An 18,145-nucleotide genomic window follows, 5' to 3' on the forward strand; every position below is an offset into this window, starting at 1 on the left:
ACAACGGACTAGTACCGATGAGCACCGACTCCCGATCCTTCGACCACTCCCCGCTGGCGCTGGAGGCGTGTTACTGTTCGTCGTCGACGATTCGAGCACTCGACTCCCCGCTCCGACGGCGAGTGATGCAGGTGCTACTGGAGCGGAGAGAAGTCGAATTTGCTGAACTTTCCTCTCTCCTCTCGGCCCTCCCCGAGAACGCGCCCTTCGACGACAGTTCTTTCACGCACCAGGCGATGGTCACGACCCTCCACCACACGCACATTCCAAAACTCGAGGCATCCGGACTTATCTCGAGAAACCGTGATACCGGTGCGCTCGCGGTCACCCTCCACCCCGACATCTACCGTGGCCCACTGACCGAACACTTGCTTTCGTCTGTCGACCCAGCGGTTTGGACCGCAGTCGCGGCCGTCCATCGAGACGAGAAACGGGGCGCAGTGCTGTCACTCCTCTCCCAATCTGAGCAGACACAGACGCTGGAATCGCTCGCTTCGAGACTGGCCGAGTCGTCGCCCCCCGAGGTGGGTCGTTCTGTGGGAATCGGTGAGACCGAAACCGACGAGCGAATCACACTCCACCACGTCCACCTGCCAGTACTCGACCAGGTCGGACTCGTCGACTACGACACCACCAGTGGTATCGTGACGTACACCGGTGACCAGTGGTTCGACATCGATGAGTTCGTCGCGACACTTCCCCTTCGCATGCGTGCGGAGTTGTGACAGCTCGACGAGTTTCTGACCGTTCGATGAGTTGCTGACCACGCGATAAATTTCTGAGACGACGGGTGGGCATCGACGGACGGCCGATAGACGGTCGACTGGTCTCGCAGCGCCAGCAACGCTATAGTTCCAGAACGTCAATAATATCACATGAATCGTCGAGCGTATCTTTCGGTCACAGGGCTCGTCTTGTTCGCTGGTTGCTCGTCCACAGACACGACTGAGACGCCGACGAGTACGACGGAAGTACAGACGACGGAGACACCCGCTCCGACGACGACCACGACACAGACGGAGACACCGACGCAGACGACGACAGAAGAACCGACGACTGAAACGCCAACTGAGACGACGACAGAAGAACTCGACAGGACCGAGCGGATATTCAATCTCGCGGTCGAAGACCTCGACGACGCGGTTGCGGCGTTCGACGACGCGGGCGGGCCGGACGGTGGGTTCCACGACATAAACGCGACCACGAACTTCTCGTTCGACCCCGTTTCAGGACCGCTCACGCGCGCCCGAGGGCACCTCGAGACGCTCGAGCAACTCGACAAGACAGCGGAGCAACGAGCGCGACTCAGTTCGCTCTGGGGCATCCACTGGTTCCTCTGGTGGGCCGGAAAAACCCACGAAAATCTTCGTCTCGCTCGCGTGCGCGTAGACAACGCAGTCTCCCGGTTCTACACCGAGGAGTTCTACCGAATCGATTCACAGGTCGAACAGGGAATCGAGGCGCTCGAACCAGCGAAAGGAACGTTCGACAGACTGCTCGACGAATCGAACCCGGACGACCTCGATGCGTTCGACGCACTCACACCAGACGATTACTCGCAGAAGGTGGACGCGCTCGACACCGAAATCGTGCAGTTCGAACAGTTCTTGAACCTCCTCGTCTCGATGCGGGATGCGATCAACCGCCTCCAACGTGGATTCGACGAGTATCTCGGCGAGTCGTACGAAGACGCCTCGGGGTCGTTCTTCCGGGCATCGCTCGAATTCGAAGATATTCGTGACGAACTCGCCGAACTCGAACCCATCGTGGCGCTCGAGACCTACGTCGAAGACTTCGTCTGCGTGTCTGATGCGATGGCGCAGGGGAGCGACGCCATGGACGAAGCGGCGAGGGCGGGCGACAACGACATCCCAGAACAACAACCGGAGTTAGAAGACGAAGCGAAAGCGGCGTTCGACACCTGCGAGGTTATCGAAGAACGACTCACCTTCGTTTCGGCGTTCTTCGAAGAACTCCCAGAACAACGGACGTAACTCGGTCGCACTCGGCCGGGTTCGACTCGTGAACGTCTCTCTGTCGACCCGAGGAACTTAGGTGACGCTCCACCGACGAGGTAGACAACCGAATGGACCGAATCTCCGCCCTCCGAAACATCGAAGACGCCATCCGCGACTTCGAGTCGGGAGACTCCGACCTCGCGAGTACGGAACGACGCGTTGTGACCGTCCTCCGGACGTTCGCGACCGAGTTCGAGACAGACACCGGTGACGAGACGCTCGACGCGTGGAAAGCAGTCGGCGACGACCGCGCAGAGGGCATCGTCGTCCTCGCTGCGACCGAAGACGAAGCGCGGACACGCGTCACCGACCTGCTCACAGATGCGACAGCAGACGCAGACGACGTGGAGTTCTCGGTCGAACGCGTCTGACACTGACAGCGTGCTGTCGAATCATTTTTTGCCCGACTCCGTGACCGAGTTCCCGTGCTGTTGGTCGTGACATACTCGCAGGCGGCGCGGACGACACTCCGAAACATCTGCCGAACCCACGAGGACGCCGTCGTCCGCCGTCTCGGGCGCGCCGCGCTGTTCGAGGAGACAGAGTTGGCCGCGTTCCTCGCGCTTCGCCTCCGGGAGAAACACGACGGCGACGTGCAAATCGAACAGACGACGCCGTTCAACGAGTTCGCCAGCGTCCCCGCGTCGGTTCGCGAGGCGGCCGAAGCGTACGAAGCACGAGCGTCGTCTTCGACGCCGTACAGTAAGTTTGCGACCGGAACCGACCACCCGTCTGCCGCCGAGATGCGCGACCGCGAGTTATGAAAGTCCATCTCTCAGACGGGACAGTTCGTGAGGGTCGGGGTATCGACCTCTCGGCGACCGCCCTCGACCCCGAGACAGTTGTTGCGGCGATTCGGATTCCCGAACCCGCGTCCACATCTGAATCCGCATCCGGATCTGCATCCGAATCGGCCGATGCCTCGATTCGAATCGAGTGTGCTGACCCGGGACCGGGACACGACACGCTTGCTCGCGTCCCCGTCTCGAATGCGACGCCCGGGCGTCTCCTGGCCGCAGTGGGTCGCTCACGTGGGATGGCGTCGCCAGTCGACGAGGAACTCGACCAGCTTTCGACACGGCTCGCTGCCCACGAAGTGACCGACCCAGACCACACAACGAATCTCCGAGCGGCACGTCGTCGACTCGCCGACGCGGGCGCTGACGAAGCACGCCTCCGAGAACGTTCGGCGACACTCCGTGGCCGGTTGGCCGTCCACCGAGAGGCCGGAGACGACGACGCGACCGAAGCCACGCGGTCGGAACTCGTCGATGTCGCGACGGAACTCTCCGAAATCGAAACCGAGCGTATCGCCGCCGAACAGCGACTGGACGCGCTCGAACGGGAGGCAACGCGACTTCGTGACTCCCGCGACGAGCGACTGCGACTCACCGACGCCATCGCAAACCGCCTACGCGAGGCCAGAGCCTACTTCGCCGACGAACTCGCAACTGAGTTCGACGACGCTCGTGACGAACTCGCAGACTTATTCACTGACGCTCCTCGCACTGACGCGCCTCCCGCAGACGCTGTCGCCTCTTCTCTCGCCGCCGTCAAACTAGCCGACCTTCGGGCACCGATTGTCTCGATGTGTCGATGCTTCCCTGACGCCGAGACTGCCGCCAGTCACCTCGACGTGCCCGTCATCAGGCTGTGACGTTCGAACGAGCGTCGCATTCGATTCGGTTCCAGCGCTGCGTCTCGAATCGGTTCTCCCGTCGACGCAGCACGTTTTTCGCCCCACCACGAGGAGTGGATCCATGGACATCGTCGAAGCACTCTCCGCTGAGTCGGGCATGGTCTGCGTCGTCGGTGCCGGTGGGAAGAAGACGACGCTCTACACCCTCGCCCGAAGCGTCCCGAAGAGTGTCGTCACCGCGACGGTTCGAATCCCCATATTCGACGAACAGGTGGCCGACGTCGTCGTCACCGACGACCCAGTGTCCGCGCTCACCGAGACAGCGCGGTGGCCACTCGGACTCGTCCCCGAGCAAGACCGAGAGGACCGATATCGGGGCTACGACCCGTCGGTCGTGTCGGCGATTCAGAAATCGGGCACCGCTCGCGCCATCTTCGTCAAGGCGGACGGCGCTCGGACCCGGTGGCTCAAGGCACCGAACGACCGCGAACCGCGGATTCCGGCCACCGCCGACACCGTCGTCCCGATTGCCAGCGCGAAGGTAGTCGGCAAACCGCTGACCGACGAGTTCGTCCACCGACCCGAGCGCGTCGCGGCCGTCGCCGGCCTCGACACGGGCGACACAATCGGCGCAGCCGACGTCGCAGCAGTCCTCGCCAGTCGCGACGGCGGGCTGAAGAACGTGCCATCTCACGCGACGGCGATTCCGCTCGTCAACATGGTCGACGACGACGAACTCGAACGGGTTGGTCGCGAGATTGCCACGACCGTCCTCGAACGCGCCGACGTCCCACGGGTCGTCCTCGCCCGGATGAACACTGACGACCCACTGGTTGCTGTGGTCGACTGAGCGACAAACTGCTGTGGAACAGGTTCGCGGTAGAGTCGCAACTGTGGGCAGTCAGAATCGAGACTGTGCTGGTCAGACCTGTGGCTGCACCCGTCAGAACCGCGACTGTGCCGCTTCGAACTCCTCGCGTGTGTTGAGATTCTCGAACGAGTCGAGACTCCCGTGGTCTCGTATCTCGTCTTCCGCGACGACGACCCACGCCAGCTCGTCGAGCGGCGCGAGAATCTTCCGGTCGCCACGTTCGAGGGCGTTCGAACAGGCGCTCGCCATCGGCACTGCTCGGTAGACGGCCTGCGTCGTCTGGTACCAGCCATCGTCGAGTTTGGGGACGGCTGCATCGACATCGTCTGCATCGGCGCGCTCGAACAGATATCGCACGATATCGCGCTCGACGAAGGGCATGTCACAGGCGACGACGACGGCGTACTCACCCGCACAGGCAGCCAGTCCGGTGCCGATACCAGCCATCGGCCCCTCGTCGGGACTGGTGTCGAGTGCGTATCGGACGGGGAGCGAGTAGTCGGCCATCGCCGATTCGATTGCGTCGCGCTGGTCGGCCCGACAGTTGACGACGAGTTGGTCGACGACAGATTCGAGACGGTCTGCGACACGGCGAATCATCGGCACTCCGGCGAGCGATGCGACGGCTTTGTCTGCGTCGCCGAAGCGGGTCGACCGGCCACCGGCGAGGATGACCGCAGAGCGAACCAGCGTCATTCGTTGTTCGTCGTCTCGTCGGTATTCGTCTCTTTGCCAGTCGTCTCGTCGGTTGATTTCCTGCCGAGTGGTTCGATGCGGACGCTCGAAACCTTGTACTCAGGAATGTACGACACTGGGTCGAGTTCGTGCTGGGTGAGTTCGTTTATCGCGCCGTCTGCGAAGTGCATCGGAATGAACACCACACCGGGGTCAGACACGTCTTCGACTGCGGCTTTGACGACGATTTCACCCCGGCGCGAGACGACGCGAACGTCCTCGCCGTCTTCGACGCCGAGCTGGTCGGCCATCTTCGGGTGGATGGTGACGAACGCCTCCGGGACGTGGTCCATCGACACCTGCGTCCGGCGAGTCATCGTCCCGGTGTGCCAGTGGTACAACACCCGGCCCGAGGTGAGCATCAGCGGATACTCCTCGTCGGGCATCTCTGCGGGGCCAGCGTAGTCGGCGGGGACGAACCGGGCGCGGCCGTCGTCGAAGTTGAATCGCTCTTCGTAGAGGAACGGCGTTCCCGGGTCGTCTTCGTCCGTGCAGGGCCACTGGAGCCCAGTCGGTGTGGATTCGAGGCGTTCGTAGGTGACGCCGCCGTAGATTGGTACCAGTTCCGCGATCTCGTCCATCACCTCGGCCGCCGAGTCGTACTCCCAGTCGTAGCCGAATCGCTCGGCGAGTTCGCAGAGGATTTCGAGGTCAGTCTTGGCACGTCCCGGCGGGTCGACGGCGGGCCGAACCAGTTGGATGCGGCGTTCGGTGTTGGTGAACGTGCCGTACTTCTCGGCGTTCGAGGCGGCCGGCAGGACCACGTCGGCGTACTCGGCGGTTTCGGTGAGGAAGATGTCCTGAACCGCGAGGAACTCTAACTCCTCGATTGCACGCTCGGCTTCCTGGATATCCGGCTCCGAGAGGACGGGGTTTTCGCCCATGATGAACATGCCTCGAATCTCTCCCGCGAGCATCGCGTCGTACTGCTCGGGAAGTCGAAGCCCAATTTCGTTCGGCGGCCGTTCACCCCACACCGCGGCGAACTTCTCACGCACGTCCTCGTCGGTGAGATTCTGATACCCCGGCAGGGTGTGCGGGGCCGGCCCCATGTCGCCGCCGCCACCCTGAACGTTGTTCTGGCCGCGGAACGGTGAGAGTCCAGCACCGGGCTTCCCGAGATGCCCCGTCACGAGCGCGAGGTTCGTGATGGCGAGGACGTTTCGCGTCCCGTGGGCGTGTTGGGTCATCCCCATCGCCCAGCCGAAGATGCAGGTGTCGGCGGTGGCGATCGTCTCGGCAGCGTGTTTCAGCTCTTTTGGTGGGACGCCCGCCAACTCCTCGACTTTCTCGGGCGTGAACGGTTCGACCTTCTCTCTCAACTCCTCGAAGTGCTTCGTCCGCGACTCGATGAACTCGGTGTCGTGGAGGTTCTGGTCGATGATGTGGCGAACCATCCCGTTGAGCCATGCGATGTCCGACCCGGGATTCGTCCGGGTGTATTGGGTGGCGTGCTCTGCGAGGCCAATCTTTCGTGGTTCGAAGACGAACAGGTCTGCGCCCTTCCGGACGTTCTGCTTGATTCTGGTCGCGAGTACCGGATGGCCTTCGGTGGTGTTCGACCCCGTGATGAGATAGCAGTCTGTCTCGCCGATATCCTCGTTGATGCGATTCGTCATCGCGCCGTAGCCGACGGTTTGCTGGAGTCCAGCGACAGTCGACGAATGACAGAGTCGCGCGCAGTTGTCCACGTGCGGCGTGTTCAGCACCTGCCGAGCGAACTTCTGATTCAGGAAGTTCTCCTCGTTCGTACACTTCGACGACGAGGTGACGGCGACAGCATCGTCGCCGTGTCTCTCCTGAATCCGCGTCAACTCCTCGTAGATGCGGTCGTACGCTTCTTCCCAACTGGCCTCGCGGAAGCCGTCGCCCTCGCGGATGAGGGGGGTCGTCAACCGGTCGTCGCTGTTGACGTAGTCGTAGCCGAACTTACCTTTCACACAGGTCGAAAAGTCGTTGGCTGGGGCCGCTTCGGGGTCTGCCGGGCGGACGCCGAGCACGTCGCCGTCTTTTCCGTACAACTCGAATCGACACCCGACGGCGCAGTAGTTGCAGGTCGTCTCGGCTTTCGTGATCTTCCCCAGTCGTGCGTCGCTGACGACTCCTGCGATGTCGAACATCCTCCCAGCGTTGAGCGTCCGTGACGCGACTTCCTCGGAGATGTGTTCGGCCTGCTTCAGCGTCTCCTCGGTGACGCGCGTCGTCGTCTCCTTCGCACGCTGTCTGGCCTTCGCCATGAACCGAGCAACACCAGACTTGCCAGCCGAAACGCCGTCGTCACCGTCGCCTCGGGTGCGCCAGTTCGGCTTGCCTTTCGTGTCGGCTGTTTGTGCGTGGTCGCCTTCGATGACCGTCCCGATAGAGTTCTTCTGGGTGAACCCCGGCAGTGGGAGCGTCGCACTGTCGACGAGGCCGTTCTCCACGAGCGACCCGGTCGGACAGACCGTCGCGCAGTGGCCACAGGAGACACAGGTCGACGCCTGCATCGTATCCACGTCCGATTGAAACCCGATTCTGGTGTCCGAGCCATGGCCTTCGATTCGAAGGACACCTTCGACCTGCACGTCGTTACACGCCTCGACGCAGCGATTACACAGGATGCACTTGTTGCGGTCGATCTGGATGACTGCAGAGGTGTCGTCGATGGGTTCGTAGGCCGAGCGGTCGTCGAAGACGCCGTACCGTGGTTCTTCGACATCGTGGTCGATAGCGGTGTCCTGTAACTCACAGCGGCCGTTCTTCCCACAGGTGGTACACCGGAGGTTGTGGTTCGAGAGCACGAGGTCGAGGTTGACGCTTCGGGCTTCTGCGGCGTCTTCGCCGTCAGTTCGGACGCTCAGACCGTCTTCTGCCGGAAAACTACACGAGGGGACGAGGCCGTGTTCGTCCGTTTCGACCATACAGGTTCGACATTCGCTTCGGGGACCGATGTTTTCGGCTTGCTCGGTACCGCGGTCGTAGTAGCAGAGTGCGGGCACGTCGTCGGCGGTGCCTACTGCCTCCATCGCATCGATAATCGTCGACCCCGGCGGCATCGCGATAGGCGTGCCATCGATGGTGAGGTGAGTCATCTCCTCGCCGGTGGTTCCGGTCTCGGGGTCGTTGGCCGTCCCCGTGTTGAAGTCCTCCGTCAGCGGGGTGTGTGACTGAGGGTCATCCACGTCCGGAACTCGGGGCAGTGCCTGCGTCGATGTCGATTCGTCGGTTCCTGCTGTGTCGTCGGTACTCATCTCACATCTCCTCGCACTCGCCGCTTGGACAGCGCCCGTCGGCGTGCGCGTAAAACTCGGTCTCGAATTCGTCGAGTGCCGTCGTCACGGGACGGGCCGCCCCGCGTCCGAACTCACAGGTACTGGTCGTCCGCATCACGCGCGTCAGTTCGCGTATCGCGTCGTCGTCGTACGTGCCTCGATACACGTTTCGCAAGAGGGTCGTCAACTGTACAGACCCCTCCCGACACGGCACACAGCGCCCGCAGTTCTCGTCTTCGGCGAACCGAGCGCGTGTGCCAGCGAGGGCGACGGCACACCGCGAGTCGCCGAACAGTTCGACTGCGCCGCCGGTGCCGAGACCCGCGCCCACCAGTGCAGGCGCACTCGGTGGATGCTCGAGCGTTCGCGTGAGACCACCGAACTGCCCGCCGACACAGGCCATCTTCAGCGACCCGGTGAGGCTCACTGCCTCTCGAATCGACGAGAGCGACCCGCTCGTCGCGAGTTCGACTGTCGCGGGTGCCGTAACGTCGCCCGAGACGGTCACGAGGCGCGTCCCCGGGTCTGCGTCGTCGGCGTCGAACGACGCGGGTCGAAGCAGCAGTTCGCGAATCTGTGCGAGTGTCCGTGGTGTGTGAATCACGGTCGGTCGGCCGTAGAGGCCGTGTTGTGCCGGCGTCGGCGGACGGAGTCGGGCCTCCAGTCGGTCGCTGCCCTCCATCGACTCCAGCGCCATCGTCATCTCGCCAGCGACGTAGCAGTCGGGGCCGGAGACGACCTGCGGGCGGTTCGGTGGGTCGAGGTGCTCGGTGAGGGAATCGGCGGCCACCTCCAACCGGTCTCGTGCGAGGGAGTCTGATTCGTTGCCGTAGCAGATGACGTCCTCGGCAACGACGAGTTCGGCGACGGCGAGCGCCCCGTCGATGATTTCGGTCGGGACCGATTCCAGAAGGAGTCGGTCTGTCTCGTTTCGGGTGTCGCTCTCGTTCGCGTTGACGACGACCACTGGGTCGCTCCCCGTCGACGCGTGTGTCTCACGCGCGCGGTCCCACTCGTCGACGACTGCTGTGTCGGTGCTTCCATCGCCGCGTCCTCTACCGAGCAATCCTGTCTCTCGGACACGTCTGTCTGCCGCGTCGGGGTCGGTTCGAACCGCTTCAGTCGCGAGTTTCACGTCGCCCGACTCACCGGTGCCGAGCGTTTCAGGAGGAGACCACCCCGCTCGTCGGAGTACTCGCCGTTTCCCGACTGCGAGAGGCCCGGTTTCGGGGAGGGGAAGCGTCCGCTGGTCGGACTGATGCTCGACGACGGCGTCTGCCTCGTCGGCCGAAACGTCGTCGTCTTCGACGCGGCGGACGAGTTCGCGTACGTCGTCCTCGTTCGGGGCCGAGTGGTACGCTGTCGTCCCGTCGGCGGTGACGAGGACCAGTGGGTCGAGTTCGCCGATGCCCACCGGCCCAACTTCGACCACCGACACCGACGTAGCCTCCTCGCGTGCAGCGGTCAGCAACGCCCGCGCGGCGGTCAGACGCGCCGACCCGGTACAGACGCGCACGACTGTCTCGCCGAGCGTTCCGTTCGTTTCGACCATTTCGTGTACGTGCGTGGGTACGAGAGGAAATACTTGTGGTGGTTGTTAGCATACATAGTTCTAGTTTCTCCCTATGGGTGTGAGTTGGGCGAAGAGTATGGATCGAGTTCGGGTCGTTACTATGGTGCTGGTTGGGGGACGCGCAACGACTATACTGAAATATCTCAGATATACTATCTAATTTGGGGGGCAGTGAAGACAGCGTACGTAACGTGCGGAATACCCCCAAAATGACTTACTGCGTTTCGACCATTTTCGCGGGGTCTTAGAAGAATGGGACTGGTGAATGTGTGACAAAAATGATTGAAATATTATTATTAACCGTACACCCCAGGGGTGTAGCCGAAGGTAGTGTTTGGAACAAGGGTGTAGGCAGCAATCGCACGGAATGCTGTCAGAAAGACGTCCGAGACACCCTCAAATCAATCGCTCCTCGGAAGGTCAGGTTCGCTCGATAGAGCCCTCAAAAACAATGATTTCGACGGAACTGGAGCTCTGAGAATTCAGTCTGGAGAGTGTCAAATCCTTCGAAAAAACCGGTGGGACAGCAATATTGAAAACAGGCGGTACACCCCACTAACGAGAGGGTGTACCGGGGATAAGAGGCTACGAGAGGTGCGATTTGTCGAACGTCGCACACTGTCATCTGGGATGAGAATCTAAGGCAGAGGCTCCCATATCGTCGAATTCGAGCAAATCCGTCTTCTTCGACTATGCCTGTCCGACCGCTGAATCGACGAGTCACAAACGCGTTATTGCGGCTACACCCATGGGGTGTAGAGCCGCTATAGTACACCCTTGGGTGGAGTCGGCGTAGCGAGATTTTATCGGCAGCCGACACCCCTGTCGGCTGCCATAGCGGGCCGATAGCGTATGAAACGCAAAAAACCAACAGACGTCGAGAAACGGCTCGGAGTGTACAAACATATCGAGAATGTGCCATACCGTTCGCGGCTTGAACGATTCGAATCTCAGTTCGACCAACGAGATGTGTGGGCGATGTTCTTCGACGCTCGAAACAGTGCGTTCGACTCAGTACACTACGAGGCAACCTTCCACAAAGCAGAGAAGTCATTCAAATCACATATGCGGACATGTGGTCGACACCACGCACTAGCACGCCCCGATGATATCGAAACGTGGCTTAGTAGCTTAGCCGAGACGCGAACACTGGGGACAGTCTACTCGGAATATTGGGTCCGAGTCGAGGAGTTCTATACGTGGCTTCAGCACCACACAGAGTTCCCACACGTGTACAACCCGGTGTGGATGGCTGCTGCGACGTATTCGACTGCCGGTGCCATGTGGTCTCAGAAAACGACCACAAGCCAGTCACACGCTGAGGAAGAGTGATGACGGACCCAACCCCGTCACCAGACGACGCACGCGACGAAATTGGGGCAGCCTTCGGTCGGACACGCGATCCACTGGTTGCGTACGAGACACAGTTTGAGGCGGTCAGTCACGACGTCTTCGAGGTGTTCCTTCAGTCTGGGTTAGAGCCAACAAATCCGGCAGCTCAAACACGAGCGGCGTACTGCAGACTCATAGACGAGTGGAAACAACACATGCGACGACAGGGTCGACATCCCGCATGTCCAAACGAACACCACGTCGCGGAGTTTGTCGACTACTGTCTTGGGACGCGAGGGCTCAAACCCACCACTGTCAGAACGAAACTCCACCGACTCATCAAGATATATCGCTACTGGCAAGCAGATACTGTGTTCCCCCATGAACACGGATTCAACCCATTCCAGTACGTGTTTTCGACGACCGATCTCTCACAACCACCATCAAAAGAGCCCCCGCGACTCTCTCCACAACACCTTGGTGAACTCGTTCAGACACTCACGGACGTCCGCGACAGACTCATCGTTGTACTGCAACTCAAACTAGGTCTCCGAGCCGGAGAGGTGAGCAATCTTCGACTAGCCAACCTCAGCGTGACTCACGACGAATTGCAGTCAGCATATCCATCGCTTGGATCGAACCCGAAGCTTGCAGACTACGACTACGCGGTGTACATTCCCTCTCGATACGAAGAACAAGGCAACAAATCACACCGGGGACGGCTCTTACCCCTCGACGCAGAAGTACGCCGGGCACTGTTCCAACATCTGTTGGTACGCCCGGACACTGGTGACCCGTGGGTGCTCCAGAGTCGAACAACAGCAACTCAAATCACACCCGAAGCGATCAATCGAGTGTGGAACGGTGCGTTTCGACCGGAGTTCGACGAGACAGCAGACTATCGTGCCGTGACAAGCCACTATGGACGGCACCGATTCAGCACGTACTGGCAGGTTGAAAACGAAATTCCACGGGAACTCGTCCAGTACATGCGAGGCGACCGAATTGATGACGACGATCCATCTCGCCAAACCATCGATAGCTACATTCACACCTACTACGACGATATTGAGTCGCTCTATCGAGAGGAAATGTACTCACTTGGGCTCCCGACTAATTGCTCGGAATTGTAGTTGCAACTATTCTTCAGCTTGATCAGTTGTTCTCGGTGATTGAGACGTACACGCCCGATAGAACCACATCTTGAACGGGCGCATGACGAGCGTCTCCCCAGCATCGATTCCGAGGGACCGTCGCATTCACAATAAGAAATTTGTGCTCTCTCAAGCAACCCATGCGGAAGATGTTCGAGAGGTTCGAATCGAATCGCTACACCGTCCGTGGAATCGTCGTGATCGGTGTACTATTCTTTGCAATTCTCATCTCTATCGTCTCTGGAGACGCCAAGTTAGCGAACCCTTCCATGGTTTTGATGCTTGTCGTATTCGGTGGTATCTTCTTCTACCTCACCGCAGGAAGCATCTACGAACGAATCACCGACCACGAACAATCGGACGAGGGAGACGGCAGTTCGTAGAGCAGGTAACTCGGTGGAGTACCGAGGCTCCTGAGGCCTTCAGTATACTATTCTCAAGTAGTGGTGAGTTGTCGATACTATTCAGCGATGGCCGATTCGATGTCGTCTAGCTCGTCGTCCGAGAGGTCCGGGATGTCGCCAGCGACGGCGTGGATGGGGTTGCCGCCGTCGTCTTCGAAACGCGGAACGATGTGGACGTGGACGTGTTCGACTTCCTGTCCGGCGGCCGGGCCGTTGTTGATGCCGACGTTCGAGCCGTCGGCGTCGACGGCGTCTTCGACGCGGGGAACGAGTTCGTCGACGGTGCTGAAGAGGTCCGCCGAAATCTCGTCCGGCAGTTCGTGGAGACGGGCGTAGTGGTCCTTCGGAATCACGAGCGTGTGTCCCGGCGCGAGCGGGTTCACGTCGAGAAACGCCAGCGAGTGTTCCGTCTCGTGGACGATTCGGCCGGGGATGTCGCCGCCGGCGATGGCACAGAAGATGCAGTCGGGCATGGATTGTACGTCGATTGGTGAGGAAAAGAAAGTTCGGACCGATGTTCTGTGTGGCTGGCCGTGCTGGTGTCTGTGGTACCCAGCCTTCGATACGATTGGGTCGTCCACACTCCTTCGGCGCTGTTGAACTCCGCTATTTCTGATGCTTTGTTGAGTTCGTGCTGAATAGAGGGCGCAAATTCAGCAGCCGCCATCGGATACGAAGTCACTCCCCGCTGTTGGCTGGCTCATCCACGTGGACAACTCGTGGTTCAGTTCCCGTAAGCCAGAGGAGGTAGTCCTGCTCATCGTCACTCGGATTGACATCACGGTGGACCAATCCGGGCGGAATATGGAAGAAATCTCCGGCGTGAGCAATTTTTCGCTCGCCATCACCGAGTCCCCATTCAACGTACCCCTCGCCGTTGAGCACGTACCCGAAAACGTCGTTGTCGCCGTGGTGATGCCAACTCGATTCGATTCGTCCCGTGGCGTGGCCACGGATCTGCTGAACGGCGGCGTCGGGAAACGGTGTCAGCCGGGTGAGGTTCTCAAGTATGCCCGTTGGGATGAGATCGTCCGTGCCAGCCACCCTGGGTTCTCGGGCGGGAAGTCGTAACGGGGGTTCCTTGACCGAGACCACCGGCATCCCGGAACCGACGACCCCCGCGATGATGACCTGCTCGTCGCCGGTCGGGTTGACGTTTCGATGAACCACCTCGGCAGGAATATGAAAAAAGTCGCCGGTATCCGCGTCGATACTGTCCTTATCACGGGAACCGTATTCGAACCGTGCCCGGCCCTCGATGACGACACCGTACACCTCGTGCTCACCGAATGTGTGCCAGCCGGACGTAACGCCACCGCCGAGGCGGGCACGTACCACCAGTACCCAGTCCGTGTAGAAGGCAATCTCCCAGGTCGTATTCGGTGGCGACACCTCGGATGGGCCGAACTCGGTACTCGCGATCACTTCGACGGCTTGCGAAGGAGCCATACCGAAGTACAGGTGCTGAATGACGACAAAGCTATCCAGTACTCGGCTCCAGATCGCTTGTGATGGAAGGACCCTCTGTCTGTGTCACGCCACTCCTGTCAAGACCTGAAGGTTTCAACAGAACGACCCCCTCGAAAGCCCCCGCGGGCGACGACTCCCGCGGCGGCGCGCGCTCCTCGGCCTTCGGCCTGTGGTGCTCACACCACCGGGGTTCGTCCTCGCCCGCGGCCCCTTTCAGTCCCACCCTGAGGATTGGTCGGAGTCGTTTCCGGAGGGTTGCCGTGAGTCCCCGCTCTCGTGAGAAACCGCGTTCGAGAGCCAATCGAATCAGCCTCAGTCTCGAATCACACACTCTCGGCCCTCAAAACAGCACCTGCAACCTCACCGTTCCCCAGACGACGTGCCACCCGAGGTAGTAGACGAGTCTGAACGCGTACATCGTGAGGAAGTCGTATCGGTAGAACAGATACAGTTGCGCGAGGTTGATTGCGAACACGTTCGCGCCGACGTACGCCGAGGCCCACAGCGGAACGTCGCCCGAAAACCCGGCTTGCAGTTGGAAGGCGGGTTCGAGCACCGCGACTGCGACGAGGACTGCCCACAGCCGGTTCGACTGGGTTGCCTCTTGGGCGAGTGAGGGAACTGCGAGGAAGACCAGCGAGAGCGGAAGGAGATGAAAGAGTACCTCCACGACGAACCCCATCGTCGGATAGAACAACAGCGAGCGGGGGAACAGGACGTTGATATCCGCAGGCAAGACGGCGAGCACGTCGACCAGAGCCATCCCCGCAGCGAGGAGCGTCGGAAGGACCACTGCGAGAAGAAGGCGCTCTCGGAGTGGACCGGGAGTGTATACCGCAAACCAGCCCCGAGAGAGAACGAGCGTCACGAGTATCGTTCCGAGGATGCCGACTCCGAGAACCACTGCCACCGGGTTGAGACCGCCGAAATACGGTCGAAACACCTGCGGACTCACGGCGGTCAGTACCCCGGTACAGCCAACTATCACGAGCGCTACGGCTCCGAATAGCAGGAACTGCCGGCGTTCTCTCGCGAGTAGTTCTCTGAATCGGTCCATCGGTGACGTGTTCGCCCTCCACGAACGAGTCGCTGTCGCCCTTCTCAGGGTAGCAACTCGGCCAACTCCGCGAGGTACTCGTCCAACTCGTACCCTAGCCGCGACAGCCACACGTCGCGATACGCCGGATGCAACAACGGAACGACCGTGTAGCCGAATCGCTCGCTCTCGACGGGTTCGAGGACCGTTTCGAGAAAGCCATCGAGCGAGATATCGTCCAGTGAAAAGACGCTCTCGGTGGCGTGGCGACCGGTCGGAATCACGACGGCTGGCTGAATCGTCTCCAGTTCGGTGACGAGGTGGTCGAGACAGTTGGCCTTCTCCTCGGCACTGGGTGCGCGGTTCGAACCCTCGCCATCGGAGGGGAAGCACTTCACGGCGTTCGTGTAGAACACGTCGTCCGGGTAGCCGACGGCTGCCATCGTCTCGCGGATTCGTCGCCCGGAGTGCTGGGCCGTATACGACATTCCGGTCCAGTTACCACCCTGCCAGCGCTCGGCGTCGGGATTGCCAGCGCCGGGTGCCTCACCGACGACCATCACCGTCGCGTCGGCGGGACCGACGCCCCACGAGATACGGTTGCGGCACTCCACGAGTGCGGGACAGCGGGTACAGTCGCGCCCTGTGACGAGTACGTCGGCGGCGTCGGGGAACTGTGGGTCGGCCATCTACTCCGTCAGCGGGAGGACGATGCCGAAGATGATGGGCGAAAAGACGACGAGCGCGATGCCGATCCACTCTGCGTCGAAAAAGAGCGTTCGCTCCCACCCGGGGAGTTGCCCGCCACTCATCGCCAGTGCGACCTTCGCGCCGATAGCACCGAAGAGGAAGAGTGCGAGGCCGAGTCCGAGCCCACCTTTTGCCAGTCGTGGGTAATCGAGATTTCCGTAACGTCCCATAGCACTTCGAGATAGGGGAGAATAGAAAATCGTTGCGGGAGAGTGTGTGACCTGCTATCGTTCGAGTGCGTCGGCGAGCACAGGTGCGACGGAGACAGAACTCACTTCGCGTTCGATGGTGTCGGTGCCGAAGACGCGTTCGATACCGGCGCGGCTGAGTTTCGTCCGTGCGTTTCGGGCGAGCAGTGGATGAACGGTTGCACAGAAGACGCGGTTTGCACCGCCCTTTGCGAGGACGGCCACTGCCTCGCTCATCGTCGACCCGGTCGCGATGATGTCGTCGGTGATGACCACGTCACGGCCGTCGAAGTCCGTCTTGCTCGGCGTAATCTCGACGTCGGTTCCCGAGCGGCGTTTCTTTTCGAAGTAGTCCGTCTCACCCTCGCCGTAAGCGTCGCAGACGGTGTTCGCGATGTCGATTGCGCCCGAGTCGGGCGAGAGGAACAGAGGGTCGTGGAGTTCGGGAAGGGGTTTTGCGAGGCAGCCGGCGGCATCGACGATATCGACGGGAACGTCGAAGAACTCCGAAATCGCGTCTTCGTGGGGGTTGACGAGGACGACGCGGTCGGTGGTCGTACTCACGGCGCGGGCGACGGCGCGGGCGGAGATGGGGTGGCCGGCTTCGAACGCTTTGTCCTGTCGGGCGTAGCCCATGTACGGAATGACCGTCGTGACCTCCTCGGCACCGGCCTCGCGAACGGCGTCCTGTAGTTGCAGCAGTTCGATGTAGGCGTCGTTGCTGACGGTGCTGGCGATGATGGTGGCAGTTTCGGCGTCGAAACCGGGGACCGAAGCGAGTGTTTCCCCGTCCGGGAAGGTGTCGTACTCGACAGCCGCGAGTGACTCGCCGAGCTCCGTGGCGAGGGCGGCCGCGAGTGCCTGTGAAGATGCGCCGGGTACGAGCATACACGTCCGTCTCTCGTGCGGGGTAAAACCGCTTTTCGTTGGCTTCGACTGCGACGCGTGTCAGCGTGTCGCGGCGGCGGTTGGGGCCAGTGGCAACGTGGCCGATTTCGGTTGTCGAGGGGGCTACAGCCTCAGACATAGCCGGACGAGGGGCTACTAGCCTTTTATGCGATGTACTCATCGGACCGTGTATGTCGACCAACCACGAGCCGGTTGATAGCGCGATACTCGATCGATTGGAGCGGTGTTCTCCGTCCGCGGTCGCCGACACAAAACACGAGAGCGTGGAAACACTGGCTTCCGCAATCGAGCCGGTGCATCCCGACTGCACGTTCGCGGGGACGGTCCGGACAGTCGTGCTCGACCCCTCGGCGCTGTGGGCACCTGTCCAGACCCTCGATACGGCTCTCGAAGACGAGGTCGTCGTGGTCGACACCGACGACAGTGTCGAGGAGGCGGTCTGGGGCGAGTTGCTTTCGACGTACGCGCAGTCTGCCGGCGTGCGAGGGATGGTCACGAACGGGGCCGTCCGTGATATCGACGGAATCGCAGCCCTCGGCTTTCCCGTCTTCGCTCGGGCAGCCACGCCCCGCGGGCCGAGCGGACGCGACGAGGCCGAACGGAACGTTCAGGTCACTGTTGGCGGTGCGTCGATCAGTCCCGGAGACGTGCTCGTCGGTGACGAATCCGGCGTGGTTGTCATCGGCCGTGACGCCGTCGAGGAGGTCACGTCGGCCGCCGAGACGGTAGCGCAGAAGGAACGAGACGTCGCGCGGTTGATCCACGACGGCCAATCGCTCGAACAGGCGTTCGAGAACGGTGGGATGGGCTAATCC

At 61.2% G+C, this 18,145-nt stretch carries 18 protein-coding genes; 9 read left to right on the forward strand and 9 right to left on the reverse strand.

Translation table 11 applies throughout. The features are described 5' to 3' along the window. Positions 1-17 precede the first annotated feature (17 nt). The 6 genes from ACK3SC_RS01630 (at position 18) to yqeC (ending at position 4,507) form a co-directional block, all read left to right on the forward strand. The gene (locus tag ACK3SC_RS01630) at positions 18-725 is read left to right on the forward strand and encodes a hypothetical protein (protein WP_416838381.1); all 708 of its coding nucleotides are present in this window, start codon (positions 18-20) and stop codon (positions 723-725) included. A gap of 150 nt (positions 726-875) precedes the next feature. After that, the gene (locus tag ACK3SC_RS01635; protein WP_416838382.1) at positions 876-1,994 is read left to right on the forward strand and encodes a hypothetical protein; all 1,119 of its coding nucleotides are present in this window, start codon (positions 876-878) and stop codon (positions 1,992-1,994) included. 92 nt (positions 1,995-2,086) lie between these two features. Further along, positions 2,087-2,389 (forward strand): hypothetical protein, encoded by a 303-nt coding sequence (locus tag ACK3SC_RS01640; RefSeq protein WP_416838383.1) that lies wholly within the window; start codon positions 2,087-2,089, stop codon positions 2,387-2,389. A 54-nt stretch (positions 2,390-2,443) separates the two neighbouring features. Continuing rightward, the gene (locus ACK3SC_RS01645; protein ID WP_416838384.1) at positions 2,444-2,782 is read left to right on the forward strand and encodes a hypothetical protein; all 339 of its coding nucleotides are present in this window, start codon (positions 2,444-2,446) and stop codon (positions 2,780-2,782) included. Continuing rightward, a complete protein-coding gene (locus tag ACK3SC_RS01650) occupies positions 2,779-3,675 on the forward strand; it encodes a hypothetical protein (RefSeq protein WP_416838385.1) in 897 nt (298 codons plus the stop codon). The genes ACK3SC_RS01645 and ACK3SC_RS01650 overlap by 4 nt, the downstream gene beginning before the upstream one ends. 103 nt (positions 3,676-3,778) lie before the next feature. After that, positions 3,779-4,507, forward strand: coding sequence for a selenium cofactor biosynthesis protein YqeC (yqeC, locus tag ACK3SC_RS01655; protein WP_416838386.1), 729 nt, complete (start codon positions 3,779-3,781; stop codon positions 4,505-4,507). 93 nt (positions 4,508-4,600) lie between these two features. Here yqeC and mobA read toward each other — a convergent pair whose 3' ends face one another. The 3 genes from mobA to ACK3SC_RS01670 are packed head-to-tail and all read right to left on the reverse strand — an operon-like array spanning position 4,601 to position 10,066. After that, on the reverse strand, positions 4,601-5,224 hold the full coding sequence (gene mobA, locus ACK3SC_RS01660) for a molybdenum cofactor guanylyltransferase (protein ID WP_416838387.1): 624 nt from the start codon (positions 5,222-5,224) through the stop codon (positions 4,601-4,603). Further along, a complete protein-coding gene (gene fdhF / locus ACK3SC_RS01665; RefSeq protein WP_416838388.1) occupies positions 5,221-8,493 on the reverse strand; it encodes a formate dehydrogenase subunit alpha in 3,273 nt (1,090 codons plus the stop codon). Before fdhF ends, mobA begins: the two co-directional genes overlap by 4 nt. A 1-nt stretch (position 8,494) precedes the next feature. Then, complete coding sequence (locus tag ACK3SC_RS01670; protein ID WP_416838389.1) at positions 8,495-10,066, reverse strand: NADH-ubiquinone oxidoreductase-F iron-sulfur binding region domain-containing protein; 1,572 nt, start codon at positions 10,064-10,066, stop codon at positions 8,495-8,497. Positions 10,067-11,418: 1,352 nt separating this feature from the next. Here ACK3SC_RS01670 and ACK3SC_RS01675 point away from each other — a divergent pair. Further along, positions 11,419-12,552 carry a tyrosine-type recombinase/integrase gene (locus tag ACK3SC_RS01675; protein ID WP_416838390.1) on the forward strand — a complete coding sequence of 378 codons (1,134 nt, stop codon included), beginning with the start codon at positions 11,419-11,421 and terminating at the stop codon, positions 12,550-12,552. A gap of 170 nt (positions 12,553-12,722) precedes the next feature. Beyond that, positions 12,723-12,956, forward strand: a complete 234-nt coding sequence (locus ACK3SC_RS01680; protein WP_416838391.1) for a hypothetical protein — start codon at positions 12,723-12,725, stop codon at positions 12,954-12,956. A 77-nt stretch (positions 12,957-13,033) separates the two neighbouring features. On the opposite strand, the gene ACK3SC_RS01685 is transcribed toward ACK3SC_RS01680, so the two are convergent. From ACK3SC_RS01685 to ACK3SC_RS01710, 6 genes are all read right to left on the reverse strand, one after another. After that, on the reverse strand, positions 13,034-13,450 hold the full coding sequence (locus ACK3SC_RS01685) for an HIT family protein (RefSeq protein WP_416838392.1): 417 nt from the start codon (positions 13,448-13,450) through the stop codon (positions 13,034-13,036). A 205-nt stretch (positions 13,451-13,655) separates the two neighbouring features. Continuing rightward, the gene (locus tag ACK3SC_RS01690; RefSeq protein ID WP_416838393.1) at positions 13,656-14,426 is read right to left on the reverse strand and encodes a cupin domain-containing protein; all 771 of its coding nucleotides are present in this window, start codon (positions 14,424-14,426) and stop codon (positions 13,656-13,658) included. 361 nt (positions 14,427-14,787) lie between these two features. Next, a complete protein-coding gene (locus ACK3SC_RS01695; protein WP_416838394.1) occupies positions 14,788-15,504 on the reverse strand; it encodes a hypothetical protein in 717 nt (238 codons plus the stop codon). Positions 15,505-15,548: 44 nt separating this feature from the next. Further along, positions 15,549-16,172: a uracil-DNA glycosylase gene (locus ACK3SC_RS01700; RefSeq protein ID WP_416838395.1), complete on the reverse strand. Its 624-nt coding sequence runs from the start codon at positions 16,170-16,172 to the stop codon at positions 15,549-15,551. Beyond that, entirely contained in the window at positions 16,173-16,403 is a 231-nt protein-coding gene (locus ACK3SC_RS01705) for a hypothetical protein (RefSeq protein WP_416838396.1), read from the reverse strand. Positions 16,404-16,457: 54 nt separating this feature from the next. Continuing rightward, the gene (locus ACK3SC_RS01710) at positions 16,458-17,309 is read right to left on the reverse strand and encodes a ribose-phosphate diphosphokinase (protein ID WP_416838397.1); all 852 of its coding nucleotides are present in this window, start codon (positions 17,307-17,309) and stop codon (positions 16,458-16,460) included. A 191-nt stretch (positions 17,310-17,500) separates the two neighbouring features. On the opposite strand from ACK3SC_RS01710, the gene ACK3SC_RS01715 reads away from it, so the two are divergent. Further along, complete coding sequence (locus tag ACK3SC_RS01715) at positions 17,501-18,142, forward strand: RraA family protein (protein WP_416838398.1); 642 nt, start codon at positions 17,501-17,503, stop codon at positions 18,140-18,142. Positions 18,143-18,145 lie beyond the last annotated feature (3 nt).

The organism is Haloferax sp. DFSO52, assembly GCF_048158745.1.
In the GTDB taxonomy this organism is placed as follows: domain Archaea; phylum Halobacteriota; class Halobacteria; order Halobacteriales; family Haloferacaceae; genus Haloferax.

Excerpts from the sequence above, each read along its gene's own strand:
- ACK3SC_RS01630 (WP_416838381.1), top strand. The coding sequence starts at position 18 with ATGAGCACCGACTCCCGATCCTTCGACCACTCCCCGCTGGCGCTGGAG.
- ACK3SC_RS01635 (WP_416838382.1), top strand. The coding sequence starts at position 876 with ATGAATCGTCGAGCGTATCTTTCGGTCACAGGGCTCGTCTTGTTCGCT.
- ACK3SC_RS01640 (WP_416838383.1), top strand. The coding sequence starts at position 2,087 with ATGGACCGAATCTCCGCCCTCCGAAACATCGAAGACGCCATCCGCGAC.
- ACK3SC_RS01650 (WP_416838385.1), top strand. The coding sequence starts at position 2,779 with ATGAAAGTCCATCTCTCAGACGGGACAGTTCGTGAGGGTCGGGGTATC.
- yqeC (WP_416838386.1), top strand. The coding sequence starts at position 3,779 with ATGGACATCGTCGAAGCACTCTCCGCTGAGTCGGGCATGGTCTGCGTC.
- mobA (WP_416838387.1), bottom strand. The coding sequence starts at position 5,224 with ATGACGCTGGTTCGCTCTGCGGTCATCCTCGCCGGTGGCCGGTCGACC.
- fdhF (WP_416838388.1), bottom strand. The coding sequence starts at position 8,493 with ATGAGTACCGACGACACAGCAGGAACCGACGAATCGACATCGACGCAG.
- ACK3SC_RS01670 (WP_416838389.1), bottom strand. The coding sequence starts at position 10,066 with ATGGTCGAAACGAACGGAACGCTCGGCGAGACAGTCGTGCGCGTCTGT.
- ACK3SC_RS01675 (WP_416838390.1), top strand. The coding sequence starts at position 11,419 with ATGACGGACCCAACCCCGTCACCAGACGACGCACGCGACGAAATTGGG.
- ACK3SC_RS01680 (WP_416838391.1), top strand. The coding sequence starts at position 12,723 with ATGTTCGAGAGGTTCGAATCGAATCGCTACACCGTCCGTGGAATCGTC.
- ACK3SC_RS01685 (WP_416838392.1), bottom strand. The coding sequence starts at position 13,450 with ATGCCCGACTGCATCTTCTGTGCCATCGCCGGCGGCGACATCCCCGGC.
- ACK3SC_RS01690 (WP_416838393.1), bottom strand. The coding sequence starts at position 14,426 with ATGGCTCCTTCGCAAGCCGTCGAAGTGATCGCGAGTACCGAGTTCGGC.
- ACK3SC_RS01695 (WP_416838394.1), bottom strand. The coding sequence starts at position 15,504 with ATGGACCGATTCAGAGAACTACTCGCGAGAGAACGCCGGCAGTTCCTG.
- ACK3SC_RS01700 (WP_416838395.1), bottom strand. The coding sequence starts at position 16,172 with ATGGCCGACCCACAGTTCCCCGACGCCGCCGACGTACTCGTCACAGGG.
- ACK3SC_RS01705 (WP_416838396.1), bottom strand. The coding sequence starts at position 16,403 with ATGGGACGTTACGGAAATCTCGATTACCCACGACTGGCAAAAGGTGGG.
- ACK3SC_RS01710 (WP_416838397.1), bottom strand. The coding sequence starts at position 17,309 with ATGCTCGTACCCGGCGCATCTTCACAGGCACTCGCGGCCGCCCTCGCC.
- ACK3SC_RS01715 (WP_416838398.1), top strand. The coding sequence starts at position 17,501 with ATGTCGACCAACCACGAGCCGGTTGATAGCGCGATACTCGATCGATTG.